Annotated in this window: 9 protein-coding genes and 3 pseudogenes; 9 read left to right on the top strand and 3 right to left on the bottom strand. The window is 72.0% G+C overall.

Annotated features, from left to right (window positions below; genetic code table 11):
- Positions 1 to 150: 150 nt before the first annotated feature.
- Both CES90_RS50940 and aztA read right to left on the bottom strand, forming a co-directional pair.
- A pseudogene (locus tag CES90_RS50940) lies at positions 151 to 1,077 on the bottom strand (IS701 family transposase); the annotation flags it as partial.
- 139 nt (positions 1,078 to 1,216) lie between these two features.
- Positions 1,217 to 1,957: a zinc ABC transporter ATP-binding protein AztA gene (gene aztA / locus CES90_RS47295; protein ID WP_373313641.1), complete on the bottom strand. Its 741-nt coding sequence runs from the start codon at positions 1,955 to 1,957 to the stop codon at positions 1,217 to 1,219.
- Positions 1,958 to 1,971: 14 nt separating this feature from the next.
- Here aztA and aztB point away from each other — a divergent pair, with 14 nt between their 5' ends.
- The 7 genes and pseudogenes from aztB to CES90_RS47265 all read left to right on the top strand — a co-directional run bounded on the left by aztB (position 1,972) and on the right by CES90_RS47265 (position 9,140).
- On the top strand, positions 1,972 to 2,886 hold the full coding sequence (aztB, locus tag CES90_RS47290) for a zinc ABC transporter permease AztB (protein ID WP_189788544.1): 915 nt from the start codon (positions 1,972 to 1,974) through the stop codon (positions 2,884 to 2,886).
- A gap of 31 nt (positions 2,887 to 2,917) precedes the next feature.
- On the top strand, positions 2,918 to 4,129 hold the full coding sequence (locus CES90_RS47285; RefSeq protein ID WP_189788543.1) for a hypothetical protein: 1,212 nt from the start codon (positions 2,918 to 2,920) through the stop codon (positions 4,127 to 4,129).
- On the top strand, positions 4,126 to 5,085 hold the full coding sequence (gene aztC, locus CES90_RS47280) for a zinc ABC transporter substrate-binding protein AztC (protein ID WP_189788542.1): 960 nt from the start codon (positions 4,126 to 4,128) through the stop codon (positions 5,083 to 5,085). Before CES90_RS47285 ends, aztC begins: the two co-directional genes overlap by 4 nt.
- Positions 5,086 to 5,182: 97 nt before the next feature.
- Entirely contained in the window at positions 5,183 to 6,382 is a 1,200-nt protein-coding gene (gene aztD, locus CES90_RS47275; protein WP_189788541.1) for a zinc metallochaperone AztD, read from the top strand.
- A 556-nt stretch (positions 6,383 to 6,938) separates the two neighbouring features.
- Positions 6,939 to 7,313 (top strand): annotated as a pseudogene (locus CES90_RS50935) (aldo/keto reductase); the annotation flags it as partial.
- Between the two features lie 92 nt (positions 7,314 to 7,405).
- Complete coding sequence (locus CES90_RS50930; protein ID WP_229914533.1) at positions 7,406 to 7,720, top strand: hypothetical protein; 315 nt, start codon at positions 7,406 to 7,408, stop codon at positions 7,718 to 7,720.
- A gap of 142 nt (positions 7,721 to 7,862) precedes the next feature.
- Complete coding sequence (locus CES90_RS47265; protein WP_189788540.1) at positions 7,863 to 9,140, top strand: DUF418 domain-containing protein; 1,278 nt, start codon at positions 7,863 to 7,865, stop codon at positions 9,138 to 9,140.
- 660 nt (positions 9,141 to 9,800) lie between these two features.
- On the opposite strand, the gene CES90_RS47260 is transcribed toward CES90_RS47265, so the two are convergent.
- A complete protein-coding gene (locus CES90_RS47260) occupies positions 9,801 to 10,280 on the bottom strand; it encodes a TIM-barrel domain-containing protein (RefSeq protein WP_189788539.1) in 480 nt (159 codons plus the stop codon).
- 182 nt (positions 10,281 to 10,462) lie between these two features.
- Here CES90_RS47260 and CES90_RS47255 point away from each other — a divergent pair.
- A pseudogene (locus CES90_RS47255) lies at positions 10,463 to 11,245 on the top strand (heparan-alpha-glucosaminide N-acetyltransferase domain-containing protein); the annotation flags it as partial.
- Entirely contained in the window at positions 11,224 to 21,015 is a 9,792-nt protein-coding gene (locus CES90_RS50925) for an SDR family NAD(P)-dependent oxidoreductase (RefSeq protein ID WP_408646648.1), read from the top strand. The pseudogene CES90_RS47255 and the gene CES90_RS50925, both read left to right, overlap by 22 nt.
- Positions 21,016 to 21,063: the final 48 nt, after the last annotated feature.

Below are 21,063 nucleotides of genomic sequence, written 5' to 3'. Positions count from 1 at the left end.
GGTCGAGCAGAGCCGAGCCGGCGGTTCCACCGGCATGAGCAGCCGGGCCGGTGACGTGGTCGACGTGTGCTTCGGGGAGGTCGGTGAGCAGCGCGCTGGGGCGGCTGCTGGTGTACGCGGGCGTGAACCGTGCCCAGTCGACATCCTGTCGGCCGGGCAGTAGGCGATGTAGTAGGAGATCTCCTCGGGCCTGCTCACGCTGCGGCGGGCGAGAACCCAGTGCCGGCGGCCCTCGCGGTGCCAGGGCCGCACCTCGACGCGGGCCCAGTCGTAGACCCGCCGGCCGTGGGCCCCCTCGCCGCAGGAGCGGCGTTTCCACTTCTGCCGTGGCAGGCCGGGAAACAGTTCGTGCACGGGGTGGTCGAGTGCCCAGCGGGTGACGACGGTGTCGTGGCGGGTGGTGGCCATGACATGGAAGACGTCGGCCTGCTCCAGCTCGAACCGCCACCCTTTGCTGTAGCCGTAGGCGGCGTCCGCCGTCACCCAGCCGAACGGGACCTTCTCGGCGATCGCCTGGCGGACCATCGCCTTGGCCATGGCCACCTTCGTCTCGAACCCCACCGTGTCGTCGATGCCCGCCCGGCGGCAGCGATCCCGGTCGTTGGTCCAGGAGGCGGGCAGATACAGGCGGCGGTCGATCAGCGTGCGTCCGCGGTCGGTGGCGCAGGCGAGGAACACACCGATCTGGCAGTTCTCCGTGCGTCCGGTGGTGCCGGAGTACTGCCTTTGCACCCCGGCGGAACGGATGCCCTTCTTCAGAAATCCGGTGTCATCGACGATCAAAACGGCCCCGCTGTCGCCGAGGTGTTCCACGACGTAGTCACGTACGTCGTCCAGGACGTCGTCGGCGTCCCACTCGATCCGGTTCAGCAACCGGTGGATGCGATCGGGACCCGCGTGCCCGGCCTGTTCCGCCAGCGTCCAGCCGTTCTTGCGCTGCAGCGGCGCGATCAGTCCTCTCATGTAAGCCAGCGCCGACTGACGCGGCTCCTCCCGGTTGAACCGGTGCACGAACCGCTCATGCAGCACGTCCAGTTCGCCGGCCCACAACCTGACATCGGCAAGGTCCCCACCCATAACCCCACCAACGACAGATCTGGCCAGCAATCACGGCAAGCACCGTTGCAGTACTAGGGCCCACCCCTAGCCACTACTTCGGTGAACTGATTCGGTGCGGGACTGGGCGAGTGCGCTCGAAGGGCGCGGGGCCGTCGTCTCACACCGGTTGCCAGATCCGGGCGAGCGTTGCTCCGGTGAGAAGTTGCTCGGGGTGTCCCTGCCCTGCCAGTTGACCGTCGCGGAGCAGGAGGCAGGCGTCCGCCGAGCGTGCGGCTTCCAGGTCGTGTGTGGCTTGGACGACGGTGACTCCGTCGGCGACCAGTTCCGTCAGCAGCGCAGCGATCCGGTCCCTTGCTTCCGGGTCCAGGCCCGTGGTCGGTTCGTCCAGGAGGAGCAGGTCCGATTCCTGGGCGAGTCCTTGGGCGATCAGGGCGCGTTGCCGCTGTCCGCCGGACAGTTCTCCGAGTTGGCGGGTGGCGAGCTCGGTGATGCCGAGCCTCTCCATGGCCTGGTCCACGGTGGCCTGGTCCTGCCGTGTCAGCCGGCGCCATGGCCCGCGGTCGCTCCAGCGTCCCATCTCCACCGTCTGCCTGACCGTGAGCGGCAGTGCGTCAGCGACGGAGCTGCGCTGCGGGACGAACGCCGGCCGGTCGCCGGCGTGGTGGAGCTGGCCTGATGTGGGTTGGATCACTCCGGCCATGACTCCGAGCAGGGTGGACTTCCCGCTCCCGTTCGGGCCGACGAGGGCCGTGATCGCCAACGCCGGTATCTCCGCGTCGAGTTGATGCAGAACGGGGCGGCCGGGATATCCGGCGGAGAGCTCCGTGAAGCGGACGCGGGGCGTCCGGATCTCGGCGACGGCGGGAGAGCGCCCCTGTGTTTCGAACATGGTTTTCATTATAGTGCGCTTACATGGAGTGGTTGACGGGTCCCTTCGAGGTGACCTTCGTGCAGAGGGCCCTGTGGGGCGGGATGCTGGTGTCGGCGATCTGTGCCCTGGCCGGCACCTGGGTGGTGCTCAGGGGGATGGCCTTCCTCGGTGACGCCATGTCGCACGGGCTGCTGCCCGGAGTCGCGCTCGCCGCGCTGTTCGGCGGCAACCTGCTGGTGGGGGCGCTGCTGAGCGCGGCCGTCATGACCGTCGGCGTCACGGCTCTCAGCCGCACCCCGCGGCTGTCCCAGGACACCGGGATCGGGCTGCTGTTCGTGGGGATGCTGTCGCTCGGTGTCATCATCGTGTCGCGCTCGCAATCCTTCGCGGTCGACCTGACCGGGTTCCTCTTCGGTGACGTCCTCGCCGTCCGCGAGCAGGATCTGCTGCTGCTGGGTGGGGCGCTGCTGCTGGCACTGGCCGTCTCGGTCCTCGGCCACCGGGCCTTCCTCGCCCTGGCCTTCGACTCACGCAAGGCCCAGACGCTCGGCCTGCGGCCCCGCCTGGCCCACGCCGTGCTGCTCGGCTTGCTGGCGCTGGCCATCGTCGCCTCCTTCCACATCGTGGGCACGCTGCTGGTGCTGGGCCTGCTCATTGCGCCGCCGGCCGCAGCGCTGCCCTGGGCGCGCAGTGTGCGGGGCGTCATGGCCCTCGCGGCGCTCCTCGGCATCACCGCCACCTTCGGCGGCCTGCTGCTGTCCTGGCACCTGAGCACCGCGGCCGGCGCGACCATCTCGGCCCTCGCGGTGAGCCTGTTCTTCCTCTCCCACCTGGCATCCGGCCTCCGCCACCGCAGCCGTGCGCGCTCCCTCGGCGCTCACGCCACGGCGACCGACTCCGCAGCCGTGCGCGCCACCTCGGCGCTCACGCCACGGCGACCGACTGAAAGAACCTGAGGCGATCCCTTTGCTCGTCCGAAGTAACGTCATGCCTTGGGCGCCCGCCGCGCTCGTGGCGATCTCCCTGCTCACCACGGGTTGCGCGAGCCACGACGACACCGCGTCCGCCCCGCGGGCCACCGCCTCGGCCTCTGCTCCGCACGGCTACGTCGAGGGGGCGCAGGAGAAGGCCGAGCAGCAGTCGCGGCTGCTGCTCAACGACCCGGCCACCGGCGACACCCGGGTACTCGATCTGATCACCGGCAAGACACACGAGGTGTCCCGGACGACGGACACCACCGGGCTCACCGCCGACGGCCGCTTCGGCTACTTCCACACCGGGGGCGGCACGCGCGTCCTGGACGGCGGCGCCTGGATGGTGGACCACGGCGACCACGTCCACTACTACAGCGCGGCGATACGTGACGTGGGCCGGCTGCCCGGAGGACCGGGCACCCGCGTCCGCAGCGATGCCGCCGTCACCGCGGTGACCGACGAGGAGGGTCGAACCAGGATCTATCGCCGGGCCGGTCTGGAGAAGGGCAAGGTCGGTTCCGCCCGCATGCTTCCCGGGACGCACGTGGGAGCTGTCGTGCCGTACGCGGAGCACCTGCTCGGCGTCACGGACAACGGGAAGGTCCTGGTGTACGACCGCGAGGGCCGGCGGGCCGCGTCGCCGGACGCCCGCTGCGAGGAGGTGCGGGGCGACGCCGTCACCCGGCGCGGCATCGTCCTCGGCTGCGCCGACGGCGCCCTGCTCGTCCGTGAGGACGACGGCACCTTCACCGCCGAGAAGATCCCCTACGGCAGCGACGTATCCGAAGCGGAACGGGCCACGGCCTTCCGGCACCGGCCCGGCAGCGACACGCTCACGGCACCGGCCGGGAAGCGGATGGTGTGGGTCCTGGACGTCAGCGAGCGCACGTGGACACGGGTGAAGACCGGCCCAGTCGTCTCCGCCAACACCGCCGGTGAGGGCTCCGTCCTGATCGTCCTTGAAACCGACGGAGCACTCCACGGCTACGACATCGCCACCGGCAAGCAGGTCTCCAAAACGAAGCGGCTTCTGACAGGCGCCCCCGACGCCGACCGCGAAGGCAGCAGTGCGGGACCGGTCATCGAAGTCGACCGCAGCCGCGCCTACCTCAACGACCCCAAAGGCAAACGCGTGTACGAGATCGACTACAACGACAACCTGCGCATTGCGCGCACCTTCGCCTTGGACGTCGAGCCGGCCTTGATGGTGGAGACCGGACGATGACCACACGAACGCGAGGGTCACGGCGACTGCACACCCTCCCGCTGGTCCTGCTGACCCTCGCCCTTGCCGGCGCGGGCACCGGCTGCACGAGCAGCGACGACCGGCCCCGGGTGGTCGTGACGACCAACATCCTGGGCGACATCACGCAGGAGATCGTCGGCGACGAGGCCGACGTCACCGTGCTGATGAAGCCGAACGCCGACCCGCACTCCTTCGGCCTGTCGGCCGTACAGGCCGCCGAGTTGGAGCGGGCGGACCTGGTGGTCTTCAACGGGCTGGGTCTGGAGGAGAACGTACTGCGGCACGTGGAGGCCGCTCGCGAGGCGGGGGTGCCCACCTTTGAGGCCGGCAAGGCGGTCGACCCGCTCACCTTCCAGGCGCATGGCGACGGCGGCCCCGAGGAGGAGGCCGGGCAGCCCGACCCGCACTTCTGGACCGACCCCGACCGCGTCCGCAAGGCCGCCGGCCTGATCGCCGACCAGGTCGCCGAGCACGTGGACGGCGTCGACGAGAAGACGATCCACGCCAACGCCGACCGCTACGACGCACAACTCGCCGACCTGACCACCTCGATGGAGGAGTCCTTCGACCGCATACCCGAGAAGCGGCGCGCGTTGGTGACCAACCACCACGTCTTCGGATACCTCGCCGAACGCTTCGGCTTCCGGGTGATCGGCGCGGTGATCCCGAGCGGCACGACGCTGGCCTCTCCCAGCTCCTCCGACCTGCGCTCGCTCACCGAGGCGATGCGGAAAGCAGGCGTCCAGACCGTGTTCGCGGACTCCTCCCAGCCCACGCGCCTGGCCGAGGTCCTGCGTACCGAACTGGGCGGCCAGGTACGCGTCGTCGAGCTCTACTCCGAGTCCCTGACAGAGAAGGGCAAGGGCGCCGGCACCTACCTGCAGATGATGCGTGCCAACACCACCGCCATGACCGACGGCCTGACCGGCGCCTGAACCGCGCCCCTGACCTGCCACCGGCCGACCACGGCCCTCACGCACTCCCCACCCCCACCCCATGCCGCGCTCACGCGGCACAGAAAGGAACACACCGGTGAACACGCCGATACGCAACCGAGCCTTCACGGGCACGGCCCTCGCCCTGGCGGCTTCCGCGGTCCTGACCGCATGCGGAGGAGAGGACACCCCCTCGTCCGACACGAAGGCCAAGGCGGCGCCGAGGACGAAGGCCGTTGCGGTCAAGGACCCGGTGGTCGCCACCTTCGACGGCGGCCTGTACGTCCTGGACGGCGAAAGCCTGAAGCTGGCCAACACGATCGAGCTGCCCGGCTTCAACCGTCTCAACCCCGCCGGCGACGACTCCCACGTCATGGTCTCCACCGACGCCGGGTTCCGCGTCCTGAACGCCGCCGAGCAGACCCTCACCAGCGTCGAGTACAAGGGCGCCAAGCCCGGCCACGTCGTCCAGCACGCCGGCAAGACGGTGCTCTTCACCGACGGCACCGGCGAGGTCAACGTCTTCGACCCCGCAGACCTCAAGGGCGGCAAGAAGCCGGAAGGCCGCACCTATACCTCCGCCGAACCGCACCACGGCGTCGCCATCGAACTGACCAACGGCGAACTCCTCACCACCCTCGGCACCGAGGAGAAGCGCACCGGCGCCCTCGTCCTGGACAAGAACAACAAGGAGATCAAGCGCAACGAGAACTGCCCCGGCGTCCACGGCGAGGCCGCCGCCAAGGACGAGGCCATCGGCATCGGCTGCGAGGACGGCCTCCTGATCTACAAGGAAGGCAAGTTCACCAAGGTCGACGCCCCCGACGACTACGGCCGCATCGGCAACCAGCGCGGCAGCGACACCTCGCCCATCCTCCTGGGCGACTACAAGACCGACCCGGAGGCCGAACTGGAGCGGCCCACCCGCATCTCCCTCATCGACACCGAGACCGCGAAACTGCGCCTGGTCGACCTCGGCACCAGCTACTCCTTCCGCTCGCTCGGCCGCGGACCCAACGGCGAGGCCCTCCTCCTCGGCACGAACGGCGCCCTCCACGTCATCGACCCGGAGACGGGCAAGGTGGAGAAGAAGATCCCCGTCGTTGACAAGTGGCAGGAGCCGCTGGACTGGCAGCAGCCCCGGCCCACCCTCTTCGTCCGCGACGACACCGCGTACGTCTCGGAACCGGGCAAGCGCCAACTGCACGCCATCGACATCGAATCGGGCAAGAAGGTCACGTCCGTGACCCTGCCCAAGAGCACGAACGAACTGTCCGGCACCGTCACCGGCCACTGATCCTCCGACTCGGCGAAGCCGCTCCGCACCCGGGGCCGACGGCCTACGACGGCCCCGGGTGGCAGAGAGCCACGGTCTCGACGGTGGGGCCCTCTCCTCATGCGCGGCCAGGCAAAATGCCCCACCCCGACAGCCACCACCGATTCAGACGGCCTCACATCGGAGAAACAGCAAAGTCAGACGTTTCAGAGAGATGTGCTCCTCCAGCAAAGTGCCGCACGTCAGAGGCTCTCAAGCAGCCGACGCAGACCTCACTCATGCTGGTTGTGAACGGGCAGCGTCTGGGACGAGGGAACGGTAAGCAGCACGCGCCCGGGCCGCCCCCTCAGGCAAGCGAGGGGGCCGGTTCCTCACCGGTGTCTCTTCCGGACGCGGCAGACACGACGGCAAGATCCCGTGAGCCGAGTCGGTGATCGCCTGAGCGAGACGGTCCAGCATACGGATCCCTCGACTGCTCAGCCCGCGCTCCACACGCCGGCCATGGTGAGACGACCAGACAATCTTACGCGAATGGTGCCAATGACCTGCGGATACGTGGACCCCTAGCGTCAGGGGCATGAACGCACAGCACGATACAGAGCACGCCATGCCGGTCCGCTCGCTCGGTTCGCAGGGCTTGACCTCTTCAGCGCTGGGCCATGGCACGATGGGCATGACCATGGGATACGGTCCGGCCGACCCCGATGGCGGGATCGCCGCCATCCGCCGCGCTTTCGAGCTCGGCGTCACTCACTGCGACACCGCCGAACTGTACGGGCTGGGCGGCGATACCAGCGAGCAACTGCTCGGGCGGGCGGTCAAGGACTTCCGCGACGAGGTTGTCCTGGCCACCAAGTTCGGCTACGACCTGACCGACATGAGCCGCCTCGGCCGCGCCTTCAACAGCCGACCTGAACACATCCGCGCCGTCGCAGAGGCAAGCCTCCTGCGGCACCTGGGCACCGACCACATCGATGTCCTCCACCAACACCGCGTCGATCCGAACGTGCCGTCGAGGACGTCGTCAGCGCCGTCGGCGAGCTCGTGGCCGAAGGCAAGGTGCGCGGCGACCGGACCCATCACGGTGCGCGTGCCGGGTTGCGGCTGTTGCTGTCCGAGTGGCCGTTGGTGGTGGCGACGGCGCCGCCCCTGGTCCTGCTGCTCGGCGCGGCCTGGGGGTGGTGGCCCTCGGTGGGCATCGAGTACGTGGCCTTCGCCGTGAACGTGGCGCTGCTGTTCGCCTGGGGCCTGTTCGCGGGCCGCGCCGCCGGTCGCACGTGGGACTCCGCCTTGAAGATCGGCACGGTGGACGCGTTGCTCGGGCTGGCGGTCGTCGTGGCCAACGCCGTCATCAAATAGAGGAAGTGTGCCGGCCGGGCCCGCCGGCCTGTCGGCGCGGCGCGGTCCCGCCGGTCGGCGGGGCAGTCCCAGCCGGTCGGCGGGGGCGTTGCCGAAACCTGTCGGATGTTCCACCGCCTGGCGGCACCGAAGGATTCGTCGTATGACACAGGTAAAGCCGCCGCAGGAGCTGTCGGCTCCGCAAGGGAACGCGACTCCACCGCCGCAGGCCTCGTCCGAGTCCGCCGGGCAAGTCTCGGGCCGCCCCTCGATGGGACGCATGGTCGGGCTGGATCTGGCCCGTGCGCTGGCGGTGTTCGGCATGTACATCGTGCACATCGCCCCGATGGACTCCCCCCAGGGCAGCGTCGGCAGCTGGGTGTACTTCCTGGCCGAGGGACGCTCCTCGGCCCTGTTCGCCACCCTCGCCGGGTTCTCGCTGATGCTGATCGCCGGCCGCCGTGAGCCGAAGACCGGCCTGGCGGGCCGGCAGGCGAAGGCCCGCATCGCGATCCGCGCCGTGATCCTGCTGGCCCTGGGCACCGTGCTGGCGATGGAGTACGGGGACATCATCATCCTCGCCTACTACGGCGTCTACTTCCTCCTCGCACTGCTCCTGGTACGACTGAGCGCCAGGACACTGGCGCTCATCGCGGCCGGGATCGCGCTGGTCATGCCGCAGCTGGCGTTCGTCTTGAAGATGTGGCTGAGCGACTCCGTCCAGCAGACCATCAACGCCTACGACCCGCTGGAACGCCTCAGCACCGTGGGAGTACTCGATCTGCTGCTGACGGGCCTCTACCCGACCATCACGTGGATGGCGTTCGTGACCACCGGCATGGCTCTGGCCCGCCTCGACCTGTCCGCCCCCGTCGTCCGGCGGCGCCTGGCCGTCCTCGGTGCTGGCCTCGCCACAGCCGCCTACGGCCTGGCCACACTGCTGACCGGCGCGAGCGCGGTATGGAACGTCGGCGGAGGTGGGGGACCCTCCAGCGGCTCCGGTCCGGGCTCCATGGGCAGCGGCTCCGCGGTCTCCGGCTCCATGGGCAGCGCACCCGGCGGGCCCGAGCTGTCGGCCTCGGACCTGCTGGGCGCCGTGTCCCACACCGGCACCACCTTCGACACCATCGGCTGCGCGGGCATCGCGATCCTCGTGATCGTGGCCGCGACGGCGGCGATGGACCGCCTGCCGCTACTGCGCCGCCTGGCGAAGCCGGTCATCGCCGTGGGCACCATGTCCCTGACCGCCTACGTAGGCCACTTCCTCGCACAGTCCGCGTGGCCCGCTTCCGGCGCCGGCACCACGACGTCCTGGGTACCCGTGCTCACGTACATCCTGACAGCGATCGTGTTCGCCACGATCTGGTCCCGCTTCTTCCGCCGCGGCCCTCTGGAGTATCTGCTCAACGCCGCCACCAAACCCGCCAAGTACATCCGCTGATGTCCGGTCGGGGTGGCTCGGCTTCCTGCCCCACCCCGGCCTGCACGGCCCGCTCGGCCCGCAAGGGGACAGCCCTTGCGGGCCTCGGCAGTGGACCTGGCCGACTGATCTCAGCTCCGCCTGTCGCCGACCTGCCGTCCGCGGCGCGGCCTGGGCAGTGGCCGGCCATGCCTGGGCCAGGGGCCGGGACATGGTCCCCGGGGCAGGGTTGGGCGCGGGCCAAGACGCGACTGCCGCCGATGCGGCTGAGGCCACGACGGATACACCCAGGTTGGTGAACCACGGAGTTGGCGGCCAAATGCCTCTCGCCGCCTCATCTGGTCGAAGGAGCAGCGGCGGTTGCCCACGCGTGTCGAGGCTGGTGATTTCCGCCCAGGTCGTAACTCGCGGTGAAACGCAGAGCGCCCGTACTCGACGGAGGTCAGCTGAGCCAGGCGGCGACGTCGTCCCCCTTCCCGGATGAACACAGGAATCCCTATCAGCGGGGACTGCGCGGGCGTGCGAGGGAGCCGAAGGTGGTGGGGGATGTCACCGGACCGCAGCAGGGCCCCGTACCTCTGGCTGCCCGCCCACGCGAGCGGACCAGCGACAGTAGCCGGTCCTCGCCAGCCACGCGCAGGCGGCCGGCCACGTGTGGGTGTGCAGCACGGGGTAGTCAAGTCAGAAGCACTCCACGCTCAGCGAACGGTAGTTGGCGTTCAGCCGCCGCCACAGCGCGGCGCGTGCCCCGGGGGCGTTGCAGTACGCCATCGGGAGCGTTGGCGCCTCGTCGGCCTCCCGGGTTGGCCACGCGAAGGTGAGCAGACCGCGCTCCGCGTCCCGAACGAGGTGTCCGGACGCGCGAAGCTCGTGATAGGTGTCGCTGCCGGGTTCGACGGTCTGCCACATCGAGACGGCGACCTTCACCTCAAGATCGGCCAACTGCTCGGCCATAGCCGCGAGGTCGGGCCACTCGCTCTCCTCGAAACGCCGGTCGCCCGGCTCCGGCCAGCGGAAGAAGTCGCAGATGATGCCGGACAGCGGCAGTCCGCGCTCCTTGTGCTGCCCAGGGTGTCGCCGGCGGTGATCCAGCAGTCGAGTGCCCGCCGCCGTCGGCGGTCCACCGGGTGGTGGCGGCGCTCGATACCCCAGGCGATACATGATCTTGTGGTCGTGAGCCTGCTGGCCCGCGGCATCCCGGTGGCTAGCTCGACGACCACAGTCGTTCATGTAGGCCGAGACCGCCCCCCGCCGATCGGAGGGGGTCGGTGGGTCGACTGGCAGGGCACCTCCTGAAGCCTGGCGGATGGTCGACCGCCCACGTCTCGGCAAGGTTGTCCCGGGTGACCGAGATCGAAAGCGCCAACAAGGCGCCTGCCCAGCCCTTGCACGTACCCGAGCCTGTCACGGCGATGGAACGCCCTTCGTCGGCGGCGCGGCTGGTCGGGGTGGACCTCGCCCGTGCGGTGGCCGTGTTCGGAATGTTCGCCGTGCATGTCGGTCCCTTCAACCCCTTCCCCACGTCCAGCGACGGTGTTGGCACCTGGTCCGTCTGGCTGGCGAGCGGCCGGGCCTCGGCGCTGTTCGCCACCCTCGCCGGGTTCTCGTTGGTGCTGATCGCCGGCCGTCTGGAGCCGAAGACCGGGCTGGCCGGCCGGCAGGCGAGGGCCCGGATCGTGATCCGGGCCGTGATCCTGCTCGTGGTGGGGACCGCGTTGGCGATGACCGACTTCGGCGGCGGCGTCATCATCAACTTCTACGCGGTGTACTTCCTGTTGGCCCTGCCCCTGCTGCGGTTGCGCGCCAGGGCGCTCGCGATCATCGCGGTCGCGCTCGCGCTCGTCATGCCGCAGGTGGCGTACGCCCTGCGGGCGCTGCTCAGCGAGTCGACCGTGAACACCATCGACTCCTACGACCCGATCGCGCGCCTCTCCGGCGTGGGTGTGCTCGACTTCCTGCTCACCGGCTTCTACCCGGCGATCACCTGGATGACGTTCGTGGTCACCGGTATGGCGCTGGGCCGGCTGGATCTGTCCTCCGGTGCGGTGCGGCGGCGGCTTGCCGTGGTCGGTCCCGCGCTGATCGCGTTCGGATACGGCGTCTCGTGGCTGGCGCTCCGGGTGACTTCCACTCGCCGCTGATGGAGCCGATGCTGGCCGACTTCCGCGAGGTCGCCGAGAGCCTGACGTACGCCGAGCCCCGTCTGCCGATCGTCTCGACCGTCACCGGCGAGGTGGCCACCGCCGACAGGCTGATGTCGCCCGAGTACTGGGTGCGGCACGTCCGCCAGTCCGTCCGTTACGCTGACGCCGTCCGCAGCCTTGTGCAGCAGAAGGTGACCAGGTTCGCCGAGCTGGGTCCGGACGGGACGCTCACCGCCCTCGCCGCAGCGCTGTTCGAGGACGACGACCGGCGGGTCGCGGTGCCGGTCCTGCGCAGGGACGTGAAGGACGTACCGGAGGCCGAGAGTCTGCTGCGGGCGGTCGGGTCGCTGCACGCGTACGGGCACAGCCCGGACTGGTCCGCGCTCTTCCCCGGTGCGGATCGCCGCGTCGAACTGCCGACCTATGCCTTCCAGCGCCGCCGGCTGTGGCTCGACCCCGTCCCCGGGCGCGGACGGCAGGGCATCGGTCATCCGTTGCTCGGTGCCTCGGTGACCCTGGCGGACTCCTCGGCCGTACTGTCCACCGCGGAGTTCTCCGTCCGTACCCACCCCTGGCTGGCCGACCACGCGGTGGCGGGCACCGTCGTGCTGCCCACGGCCGCGTATCTCGACTTCGCGCTGCATCTCGGCGGGCGGGTCGGCTGCGACCACCTGGTCGAACTCGTCCAGGAGCGGCCGCTTGTGCTGGATGGGCCCGAGTCCGTCGAGATCCAGGTGGTGCTGGACGGGCCGGGCGAGGACGGGGGCAGGCCGTTCGCCTGTTACTCCCGGTCTGTAGAGGTCATGGCTGCGGCTGCCGTCTCGTCGACGTCGGACGACGACGGTGGGGCGGACCGGCCCTGGACCCGTCATGCCCATGGAGTGCTGGCTCCGGCCGGTTCCGCGCCGAGTCCCGTGGAGAGCGACGAGACCTGGCCGCCGCCGGGTGCCCAGGCGGCCGACACCGACGAAGTGGACGAGATCTACGAGGGGTTGTGGGAGCGGGGGCTTCAGCACGGCCCCGCCTTCCGGGGGCTCACCGCGGTGTGGCGGGCCGGGGACGAGGTGTACGCCGAGGTCGCCGTACCCGAGGAGTTCCGGGCCGACGCCCTGCGGGTCGCGTTGCACCCCGCGCTGCTGGAGGCCGCCCTGCACGCGGCCCCGTCCCTCGGGCATCCGGGCGGGTTCGCCGTGTCCTGGACGGACTGCACCCTGTACGCGGCCTCGGCGGAGGTGCTGCGCGTCCGGCTGCGGCCGCTGCCCGACGGGCGGCTGCGGCTGGACCTCGCGGACGAGTTCGGCGCCCCGGTCGCCACCGTCGGCGCGGTCGCCCTGACGCCGGCCACCGAGTTGTCCCTGCCCGTCGCCGACGCCCCGGGTTCCGTGGACCTGTTCGCTGTCGAGTGGGCCGAACTGCCGGTCGCCGCACGGCCCGTGTCACGGCCGGTGATGGCCGTCGCGGGTGACGGACCGGCCCTGCCCGACGCGGTCCGCCATCCGGATCTCGACGCCTTCCTCGCCACCCTCGACGACACCGGCGCGGTGGCGCCCGAGCTGGTCCTCGTGTCCTGGCAGGACGCGGCGAAGGATGTCGCGGAGGCCGCCGAACTGCCCGCCGCCGTACATGAGTCGGCCGCCGCTGCCCTGGAGTCGTTGCAGCGCTGGCTGGCCGAGGAGCGTACGGCCGACACCCGCCTGGTCGTGGTCACCCGGGACGCGGTGGCCGCCCGGCCCGGCGAGTCGGTCGCCGATCTCGCCGCGGCTGCCGTACGAGGCCTCGTGCGCTCGGCGCAGTCGGAGAACCCCGGCAGGTTCCTGCTGGTCGACACCGACACGGATACCGAGACGGGTACCGACGCCGATACCTTCCTCGCAGCCGTGCTCGACGCGGCGCACAGCGGGGAGACGGAGATCGCCCTGCGCGCGGGGCGCGCGTACGCGGCCCGGCTCGGCCGGCACGTCCCCGACCCGGCCACGTCCGGTCCCGCCGCCGTGCCGGCCCTCGACCCCGAGCGCACCGTCCTGATCACCGGCGCGGGCGGCACCGTCGCCGGGGCCGTCGCCCGGCATCTGGTCGCCGCGCACGGCGTACGGCATCTGATGCTGATGAGCCGGCGGGGCCAGAACGCCCCCGCGACAGTCGGGCTGTGTGCCGAACTGGAACGGGCGGGCGCCGAGGTGACCGTCGTCGCGTGCGATGCGGCCGACCCGGCCGCGCTGGAGGAGTCGCTGGCCGCCGTACCGGAGCGGCATCCGCTCGGTGCCGTCTTCCATGCGGCCGGGGTGGTCGACGACGGGGTGGTCCCCGCGTTGACCCCGGCGCGGCTGTCGGCCGTGCTGCGGCCCAAGGTGGACGCGGCGGTCCATCTCGCCCGGCTGACGCGGGAGACGGATCTGTCGGCGTTCGTGCTGTTCTCGTCGGCGGCCGCCACCTTCGGCGGGCCCGGACAGGGCAACTACGCCGCCGCCAACGCGTTCCTGGAGGCGATGGCCGCCACGTTGCGGGCCGAGGGGCGCCCCGCGCTGGCCCTCGGCTGGGGGCTGTGGGAGGAGGAGAGCGGTATGACGGGCGGCCTCGGCGACGCCGACCGTACCCGGATGGCCCGCTCCGGCATCGCGCCGCTGCCCACGGCGGACGCCCTGGCCCTGCTCGATCTCGGGCTGGCACAGGACCGCCCCGTGCTGCTGCCGATCCGCCTGGACCTGGCGACCGCCCGCGCCGCGACCAGCCCCACCCCGGCCCTGCTGCGTGACCCGGCCGCGGCCCGCCGTACGGTGCGGGGAGCCTCCGCCCGTTCCGGCGGACGGCTGGCCCGTACGATCGCCGCGCTGCCGGAGTCGGAGCGGCCCGGCGCCCTGCTGCGGCTGGTGCAGACGGAGATCGCGCAGGTCCTCGGCCATCCCGCGGGCGCCCCGGCCGCCGACCCCGAACGGGCCTTCCGTGACCTGGGCTTCGACTCGCTGACCGCGGTCGACCTGCGCAACGCCCTGGAACGCCGGACCGGTCTGCGACTGGCGCCCACCATCGCCTTCGACCACCCCACCCCGGCCGCGCTCGCCGGCCATCTGCTGCGGTCCCTGCCGACCGGCGGCGGCCCGCGCACCCCCGTCGTCACCGGCCGTGCGGCGGCCGGACAGAGCGGCGCGGACGAGCCCATCGCCATCGTCGGCATGGCCTGCCGGCTCCCCGGCGGCGCCGACACCCCCGAGTCGCTGTGGGACCTGCTCGCCTCCGGCGGCGACGGTCTGCGGGACTTCCCCGACGACCGGGGCTGGAATCTCGCCTCCCTCTACCACCCGGACCCCGAGCACGAAGGCACCAGCTACACCCGAACCGGCGGCTTTCTGAAGGGAGTCGACCGGTTCGACCCCGCCTTCTTCGGGATCTCGCCGCGCGAGGCCCTGGCGATGGATCCGCAGCAGCGGCTGCTGCTGGAGGTGTGCTGGGAGGCCGTGGAACGCGCCGGAGTCGATCCGAGGTCGCTGCGGGGCTCCCGTACGGGCGTCTTCGCGGGCACCAACGGGCAGGACTACCCGGCCCTGCTGCGGTCCTCCGCCGAGGACGTCGACGGCTACCTCGGCACCGGCAACGCCGCCAGTGTCGTCTCCGGCCGTATCTCCTACACCCTCGGCCTGGAGGGTCCGGCCGTCACCGTCGACACCGCCTGCTCGTCGTCCCTGGTCGCCCTGCACTGGGCGGCGCGGGCGCTGCGCGCGGGGGAGTGCGACCTGGCGCTCGCGGGCGGGGTCACCGTGATGTCGACGCCGGCGGCGTTCCTGGAGTTCAGCCGGCAGCGCGGGCTCGCGCCGGACGGGCGCTGCAAGGCGTACGGGGACGACGCGGACGGCACCGGATGGGGCGAGGGTGCCGGGATGCTTCTGGTGGAGCGGCTGTCGGACGCACGCCGCAACGGGCACCGGGTGCTGGCCGTGGTCCGGGGCAGCGCCGTCAACTCCGACGGTGGCAGCAACGGCCTGACCGCCCCCAACGGCCCCTCCCAGGAACGGGTGATCCGGGCCGCGCTGGCCGATGCCCGGCTCACCCCGGCCGACGTCGACGCCGTCGAGGGGCACGGCACCGGGACCGTCCTCGGCGACCCGATCGAGGCACGGGCACTTCTCGCGACGTACGGACAGGACCGGCCGGACGGACGGCCGTTGTGGCTGGGGTCGGTGAAGTCGAACATCGGACACACCCAGGCCGCCGCCGGTGTCGCCGGAATCATCAAGACGGTGCTGGCGCTGCGCCACGGCGAGCTGCCCGGCACCCTGCACGCCGACCGGCCCTCCCGCCACGTCGACTGGACGTCCGGCGCGATACGGCTGCTCACCGAGCGCCGACCGTGGCCGCGGGACGAGCGCCGACCGCGCCGCGCCGGTGTCTCCTCCTTCGGCTTCAGCGGCACCAACGCCCATGTGATCCTCGAAGAGGCCCCGCCAGAGCAGGTCGCCCCGGTTTCGCCCGGTGCCGACCGGCCGTCCCGGCACGGCACGATCGCCTGGCCCCTGTCCGCGCGTACCCCCGAGGCGCTGCGCGCGTACGCCGGGCGGCTGCTGGACCACGTGGAGCGGCACCCCGACCTGTCCGCCGCCGACCTCGGCCACTCCCTGGCGACGACCCGCCCCGCCTTCGAACACCGGGCGGTCCTGCTCGGCACCGGACACGACGACCTCCGCGCCGAACTGGCCCGGCTCGCGTCGGGCGAGCTGCGGAGCGACGAGATCGGCGCCGCCGCGCGGGCCGGCCGTACCGCCTTCCTGTTCACCGGGCAGGGGGCCCAACGCCCCGGTATGGGGGGCGAGTTGTATGCCGCGTTCCCCGTCTTCGCGGACGCCTTCGACGAGGTGTGCGCCCACTTCGGCGCCGATGTGCTCGACACTCCGCTGCGTGAGGCCGTCCTCGGCGAGGCCGTCCTGGACGGTGCCGTCCTGGGGGACACCGGACAGCTGCTGGACCGTACCGGATACGCCCAACCAGCCCTGTTCGCCATGGAAGTCGCCCTGTACCGGCTGGTCCGCGGCCTCGGCGTCACCCCCGACTATCTGCTCGGCCACTCCATCGGCTCCCTCGCCGCCGTGCATGTCGCGGGCGTCCTCTCCCTCGCCGACGCGTGCACACTGGTCGCCGCCCGGGGCAAGCTGATGGACGCCCTGCCCGACGGGGGCGCCATGGTCGCGCTCCAGGCCGCGGAGGACGAGGTCCTGCCGCTGCTGGACGGCAGGGAGCACCAGGTGGGCGTCGCCGCCGTGAACGGGCCCCGGTCGGTGGTGGTCTCCGGTGAGGAGGCCGCCGTACTCGATGTCGTGGGGCACTTCGAGGCCCTCGGCCGGCGTACCAGGCGGCTGCGGGTCAGCCACGCCTTCCACTCGCCGCTGATGGAGCCCATGCTCGGCGACTTCCGCAAGGTGGCCGCCGCGCTGGAGTACCGCGAGCCCGTCGTCCCCGTGGTCTCGGACGTCACCGGACGGCCCGCCACCGCCGATGACCTCGGCTCACCCGACTACTGGGTGCGGCATGTGCGACAGACCGTGCGGTTCCACGACGGCGTACGCAGCCTGCGGGACCTCGGAGTCAGCCGGTACCTGGAGATCGGCCCCGACGGCACGCTGACCGCGCTGGCCGCAGATGCCCTGGCCAACTCGGCTGACGTCGCGAACACCACCGATGCCGCCGCGATCGCACTGCTGCGGCCGAAGCGGGGCGAGCCCGCCAGCCTGCTCTCCGGCCTGGCCCGTGCCCACGCGCACGGTGCCGACATCGACTGGAGCGCGGTCACGGAGGGTTCCGGCACGGTCGTCGACCTGCCGACCTACCCCTTCCAGCGGCAGCGCTACTGGCCCGCCACCGGCGGCCGCGGCACCGGTGACCTCGCGGCCGCCGGACTCGCCGACCCCCGACACCCGCTGCTGGGCGCCCGTGTCGACCTCGCCGACACCGGCGGACACCTCTTCAGCAGCCGGCTCGCGCTGTCGGACCAGCCGTGGTTCGCCGATCACGCCATCGGCGGCACCGCCGTACTGCCCGGCACCGCCCACCTCGACCTGGCACTGTTCGCCGGGGACCGCGTCGGCTGCCCCAGGGTCGCCGAACTGACCCTGGTGGAACCCCTGTTGCTGCCTCCCGGGCAGGCCGTCACCCTGCAACTGCGGGTCGGTGCCCCGGACGCCCACGGCAACCGGCCGCTCGGTGTGCACTCCCGGCCCGCCTCCGACGACACCGACACCGACGCCGCCCAGGACCGGCCCTGGACCCTGCACGCCGACGGGATCCTCGCCCCCGACGCCCCCCAGGAACCCGACGACGCCCCGCCCGCCGCCTGGTTGCCCGCCGGCGCGGAGGAACTGACCGTCGACGACCTGTACGACCGTCTCGCCGAGGCCGGCTTCGGCTACGGGCCCCTCTTCCAGGGCCTGCGGGCCGCCTGGCGCCACGGCGACGACGTGTACGCCGAGATCGCGCTCCCGGAGCGGGCACACACCGACGCCCCCCGCTACGGCCTCCACCCGGCGCTCCTCGATGCCGCCCTGCACGCCACCGCCTACCTCCCGATGGACGACTCCACCCCCGGCCGACTGCCGTACTCCTGGCGGGACGTGACCCTGCACGCCACCGGCGCCACGGCCCTCCGGGTCCGCCTCGGCCTGCGCGGGGACGACTCCGTCGCCCTCGACGTCACCGACCCCGAGGGCCGGTCCGTCGCCTCCATCGGCTCCCTCACCCTGCGCGCCCTGGACCCCGGCAAGCTGCGCGCCCGGTCCGACCGGGGGGCCGCCGACCTGTTCCGGCTCGACTGGCAGCCGCAGCCGGCCGCCGAACACTCGGACACCGATGAGCGTGCGCGTGTGCTGACGGTTCTGGGGGACGCGGCGGGACAGGAGTTCGCCGCCGCGCTCACCGCCGCCGGCGTACCCACCGAGCTCACCGAATTCGACGGAACCATCGAGGGAACCACCCCGCCCGGCACGCTCCTCGCCGTCCTGCCCCACGACGACGGTCCCCTCGAACAAGCCGGGCAGTCGGCGGCACAGCACGCCCTCACCCTCGTACGCCGGCTGCTGGCCGAGCGGAGCCCGGACGGAACCCGGCTGGTGCTGGTGACCCGGGACGCCGTCATGCCGGACGGCCCCGCCGGGCCAGGGGTGCGTCACCCCGCCGCCGCGGCGGCCTGGGGCCTGGTCCGCTCCGCGCAGTCCGAGCACCCCGGCCGCTTCGTCCTCGTCGACACCGACCTCGCGGCCGCCTCACTCACCGCACTGCCCGCCGCCCTCACCCAGGACACCGCGCCTCAACTCGCCCTGCGCGAAGGGGTGGTGCACCTGCCCCGCGTCGCCCGGGCCGAGCCCGACGAGGCGCTGCGCCCGCCGCGCACCGACGGGACCGGCGCGGTGGAGGCCTGGCGGCTGGACATCGTCCGCAAGGGCACCCTCGACGGGCTGGAACTCGTCGCCGCGCCGGAGGCCGAACGCACCCTCGGCGAGGGCGAGATACGGATCGCGGTCCGCGCCGCCGGGGTCAACTTCCGTGATGTCCTCAACACCCTCGGCATGTATCCCGGCCCGGCCCGCGACTTCGGTCTGGAGGGCGCCGGTGTGATCACCGAGATCGGCCCCGGAGTCACCCGACTCGCCGTCGGCGACCGCGTGATGGGCATGTTCCCGGCCGCGTACGGCCCGGTGGCCGTGGCCGACGCCCGCACGGTCGCCCGCATCCCCGACGGCTGGACCTTCGCGCAGGCCGCCACCGTACCGATCGTCTTCCTCACGGCGTACTACGCCCTCGTCGACCTCGGCGACGTCACCGAGGGGCAGTCCGTCCTCGTCCACGCCGCGGCCGGCGGTGTCGGCATGGCGGCCACCCAACTCGCCCGTCACCTGGGCGCCGAGGTGTACGCCACCGCCGGGCGCGGCAAGTGGGACACGTTGCGTGCGGCCGGGCTGGACGACACACACATCGCCTCCTCCCGGGACCTCGACTTCGAGGACGCCTTCCGTACCGCTACCGGCGGCCGGGGTGTCGACCTCGTGCTGGACTCGCTGGCCGGTGAGTTCGTGGACGCGTCCCTGCGGTTGCTGCCGCGCGGCGGACACTTCCTGGAGATGGGCAAGACGGACGTCCGCGACCCCGAGGAGGTGGCCGCCCGTCATCAGGGCGTCCGCTACCGGGCGTTCGATCTCATCGAGGCCGGCCCGGACCGTATCGGCGAGATGCTCACCGCGCTCGTCGAACTCTTCGAGGCCGGGGTGCTCACCCCGCTGCCGGTCACCCCGTGGGACGTACGCCGTGCCCCGGAGGCCTTCCGGTACATGTCACAGGCCCGCCACGTCGGAAAGGTCGTCCTGACCGTCCCCGCCCCGCTCGACCCCGACGGCACCGTCCTGATCACCGGCGGCACCGGCGGCCTCGGTGCACTGCTCGCCCGCCACCTGGTCACCGAGCACGGCGTACGCCGCCTGCTGCTCGCCGGACGCCGTGGCCCCGAAGCGCCGGGTGCCGAGCAACTCGCCGCCGAACTCGCAGAGTTGGGCGCCGACGACGTACGGATCGAGGCGGCCGACCTCGCCGACCGCGCCCAGGCCGCCGCGCTGCTCGCCTCCGTGCCCGACCACCACCCGCTCACCGCGGTCGTGCATGCCGCCGGAGTCCTGGACGACACGGTCGTCGAACGGCTCACCCCCGAGCGGCTGAACACCGTCCTACGGCCCAAGATCCACGCCGCCGCCCATCTGCACGAGCTCACCCGTTCCCTCGACCTGTCCGCCTTCGTCCTGTTCTCCTCCGTCGCCGGCACCCTCGGCGCCCCCGGCCAGGGCAACTACGCCGCCGCCAACACCTTCCTCGACGCCCTCGCCGACCACCGGCACGCCCTGGGCCTGCCCGCCCTGTCCCTGCCCTGGGGCCCCTGGGCGCAGACCACCGGCATGACCGGCACCCTCACCGACGCCGACCTGCGCCGCATGGCACGGGCGGGGCTGCCGCCGCTGACCGCCGAGCAGGGGCTGACCCTGTTCACCGAGGCCCTGGAACAGCCGGCCGCCGTACGGCTGCCGCTGGCGGTGGACACCGCCCGGCTCGGCGTCGACGGGCCGGTACCGCCGCTGCTGGCCGGGTTGGTTCGCACGCCTGTCCGTACGCGGCGCAGTATCGGCGGGCCGGGGGCCGGGGCCGGGACCGATACGGGTGCTGCTGCGGGTGATACTGCCGCTCTTGCCGCCGAGTTGGCCCGGCTCGGTGGTTCCGACCGGCTGCGCAGGCTGGTCGAGGAGGTCTGCCGTCAGGTCGCCGCCGTCCTGGGGCACTCCTCCGCGGCCCGGCTCGACCCCGACCAGTCCTTCAAGGAACTCGGCTTCGACTCCCTCACCGCCGTCGAACTGCGCAACCGGATGAACGCCGCCACCGGGGTGCTGCTGCCCGCCACGCTGGTCTTCGACCACCCGACACCGGCCGTGCTCGCGGACCACCTGTACCGGGAGCACTTCGCGGGTGACGAGCCCGGGTCCGGAGCCGGGGCCGGGGCCGGGGCCAACGAGGGCGATGCCGACGAGGCGGCCATTCGCCGGATGCTGTCCTCCATCCCGATCACGAAGTTCCGTGAGTCGGGACTGCTGGCGGCGCTCATGGCGCTGGCCCCGGCCGAGGCCACCGCCGCCGCCTGTGGCGGCCATGTCCCGGTCACGGCCGACGCCATCGAGGTGGACGTCGACGACATGGACGTGGACGACCTCGTACGGATGGCACTGGGCGCCGACGACTGAGCGCCCGCCCGATCCGGCCGTTCCTTCCCTCCTTCCTTCCTGCCCGTC

Origin of the sequence: Streptomyces capitiformicae (assembly GCF_002214185.1) — a bacterium.
Classification (GTDB): domain Bacteria; phylum Actinomycetota; class Actinomycetes; order Streptomycetales; family Streptomycetaceae; genus Streptomyces; species Streptomyces capitiformicae.
This window is presented reverse-complemented; position numbering and strand designations above follow the sequence as displayed.

Coding starts and splice junctions, on each gene's coding strand:
- aztA (WP_373313641.1), bottom strand. CDS start 1,957: ATGAAAACCATGTTCGAAACACAGGGGCGCTCTCCCGCCGTCGCCGAG.
- CES90_RS47265 (WP_189788540.1), top strand. CDS start 7,863: ATGACACAGGTAAAGCCGCCGCAGGAGCTGTCGGCTCCGCAAGGGAAC.
- aztB (WP_189788544.1), top strand. CDS start 1,972: ATGGAGTGGTTGACGGGTCCCTTCGAGGTGACCTTCGTGCAGAGGGCC.
- aztC (WP_189788542.1), top strand. CDS start 4,126: ATGACCACACGAACGCGAGGGTCACGGCGACTGCACACCCTCCCGCTG.
- CES90_RS47285 (WP_189788543.1), top strand. CDS start 2,918: ATGCCTTGGGCGCCCGCCGCGCTCGTGGCGATCTCCCTGCTCACCACG.
- CES90_RS47260 (WP_189788539.1), bottom strand. CDS start 10,280: ATGTATCGCCTGGGGTATCGAGCGCCGCCACCACCCGGTGGACCGCCG.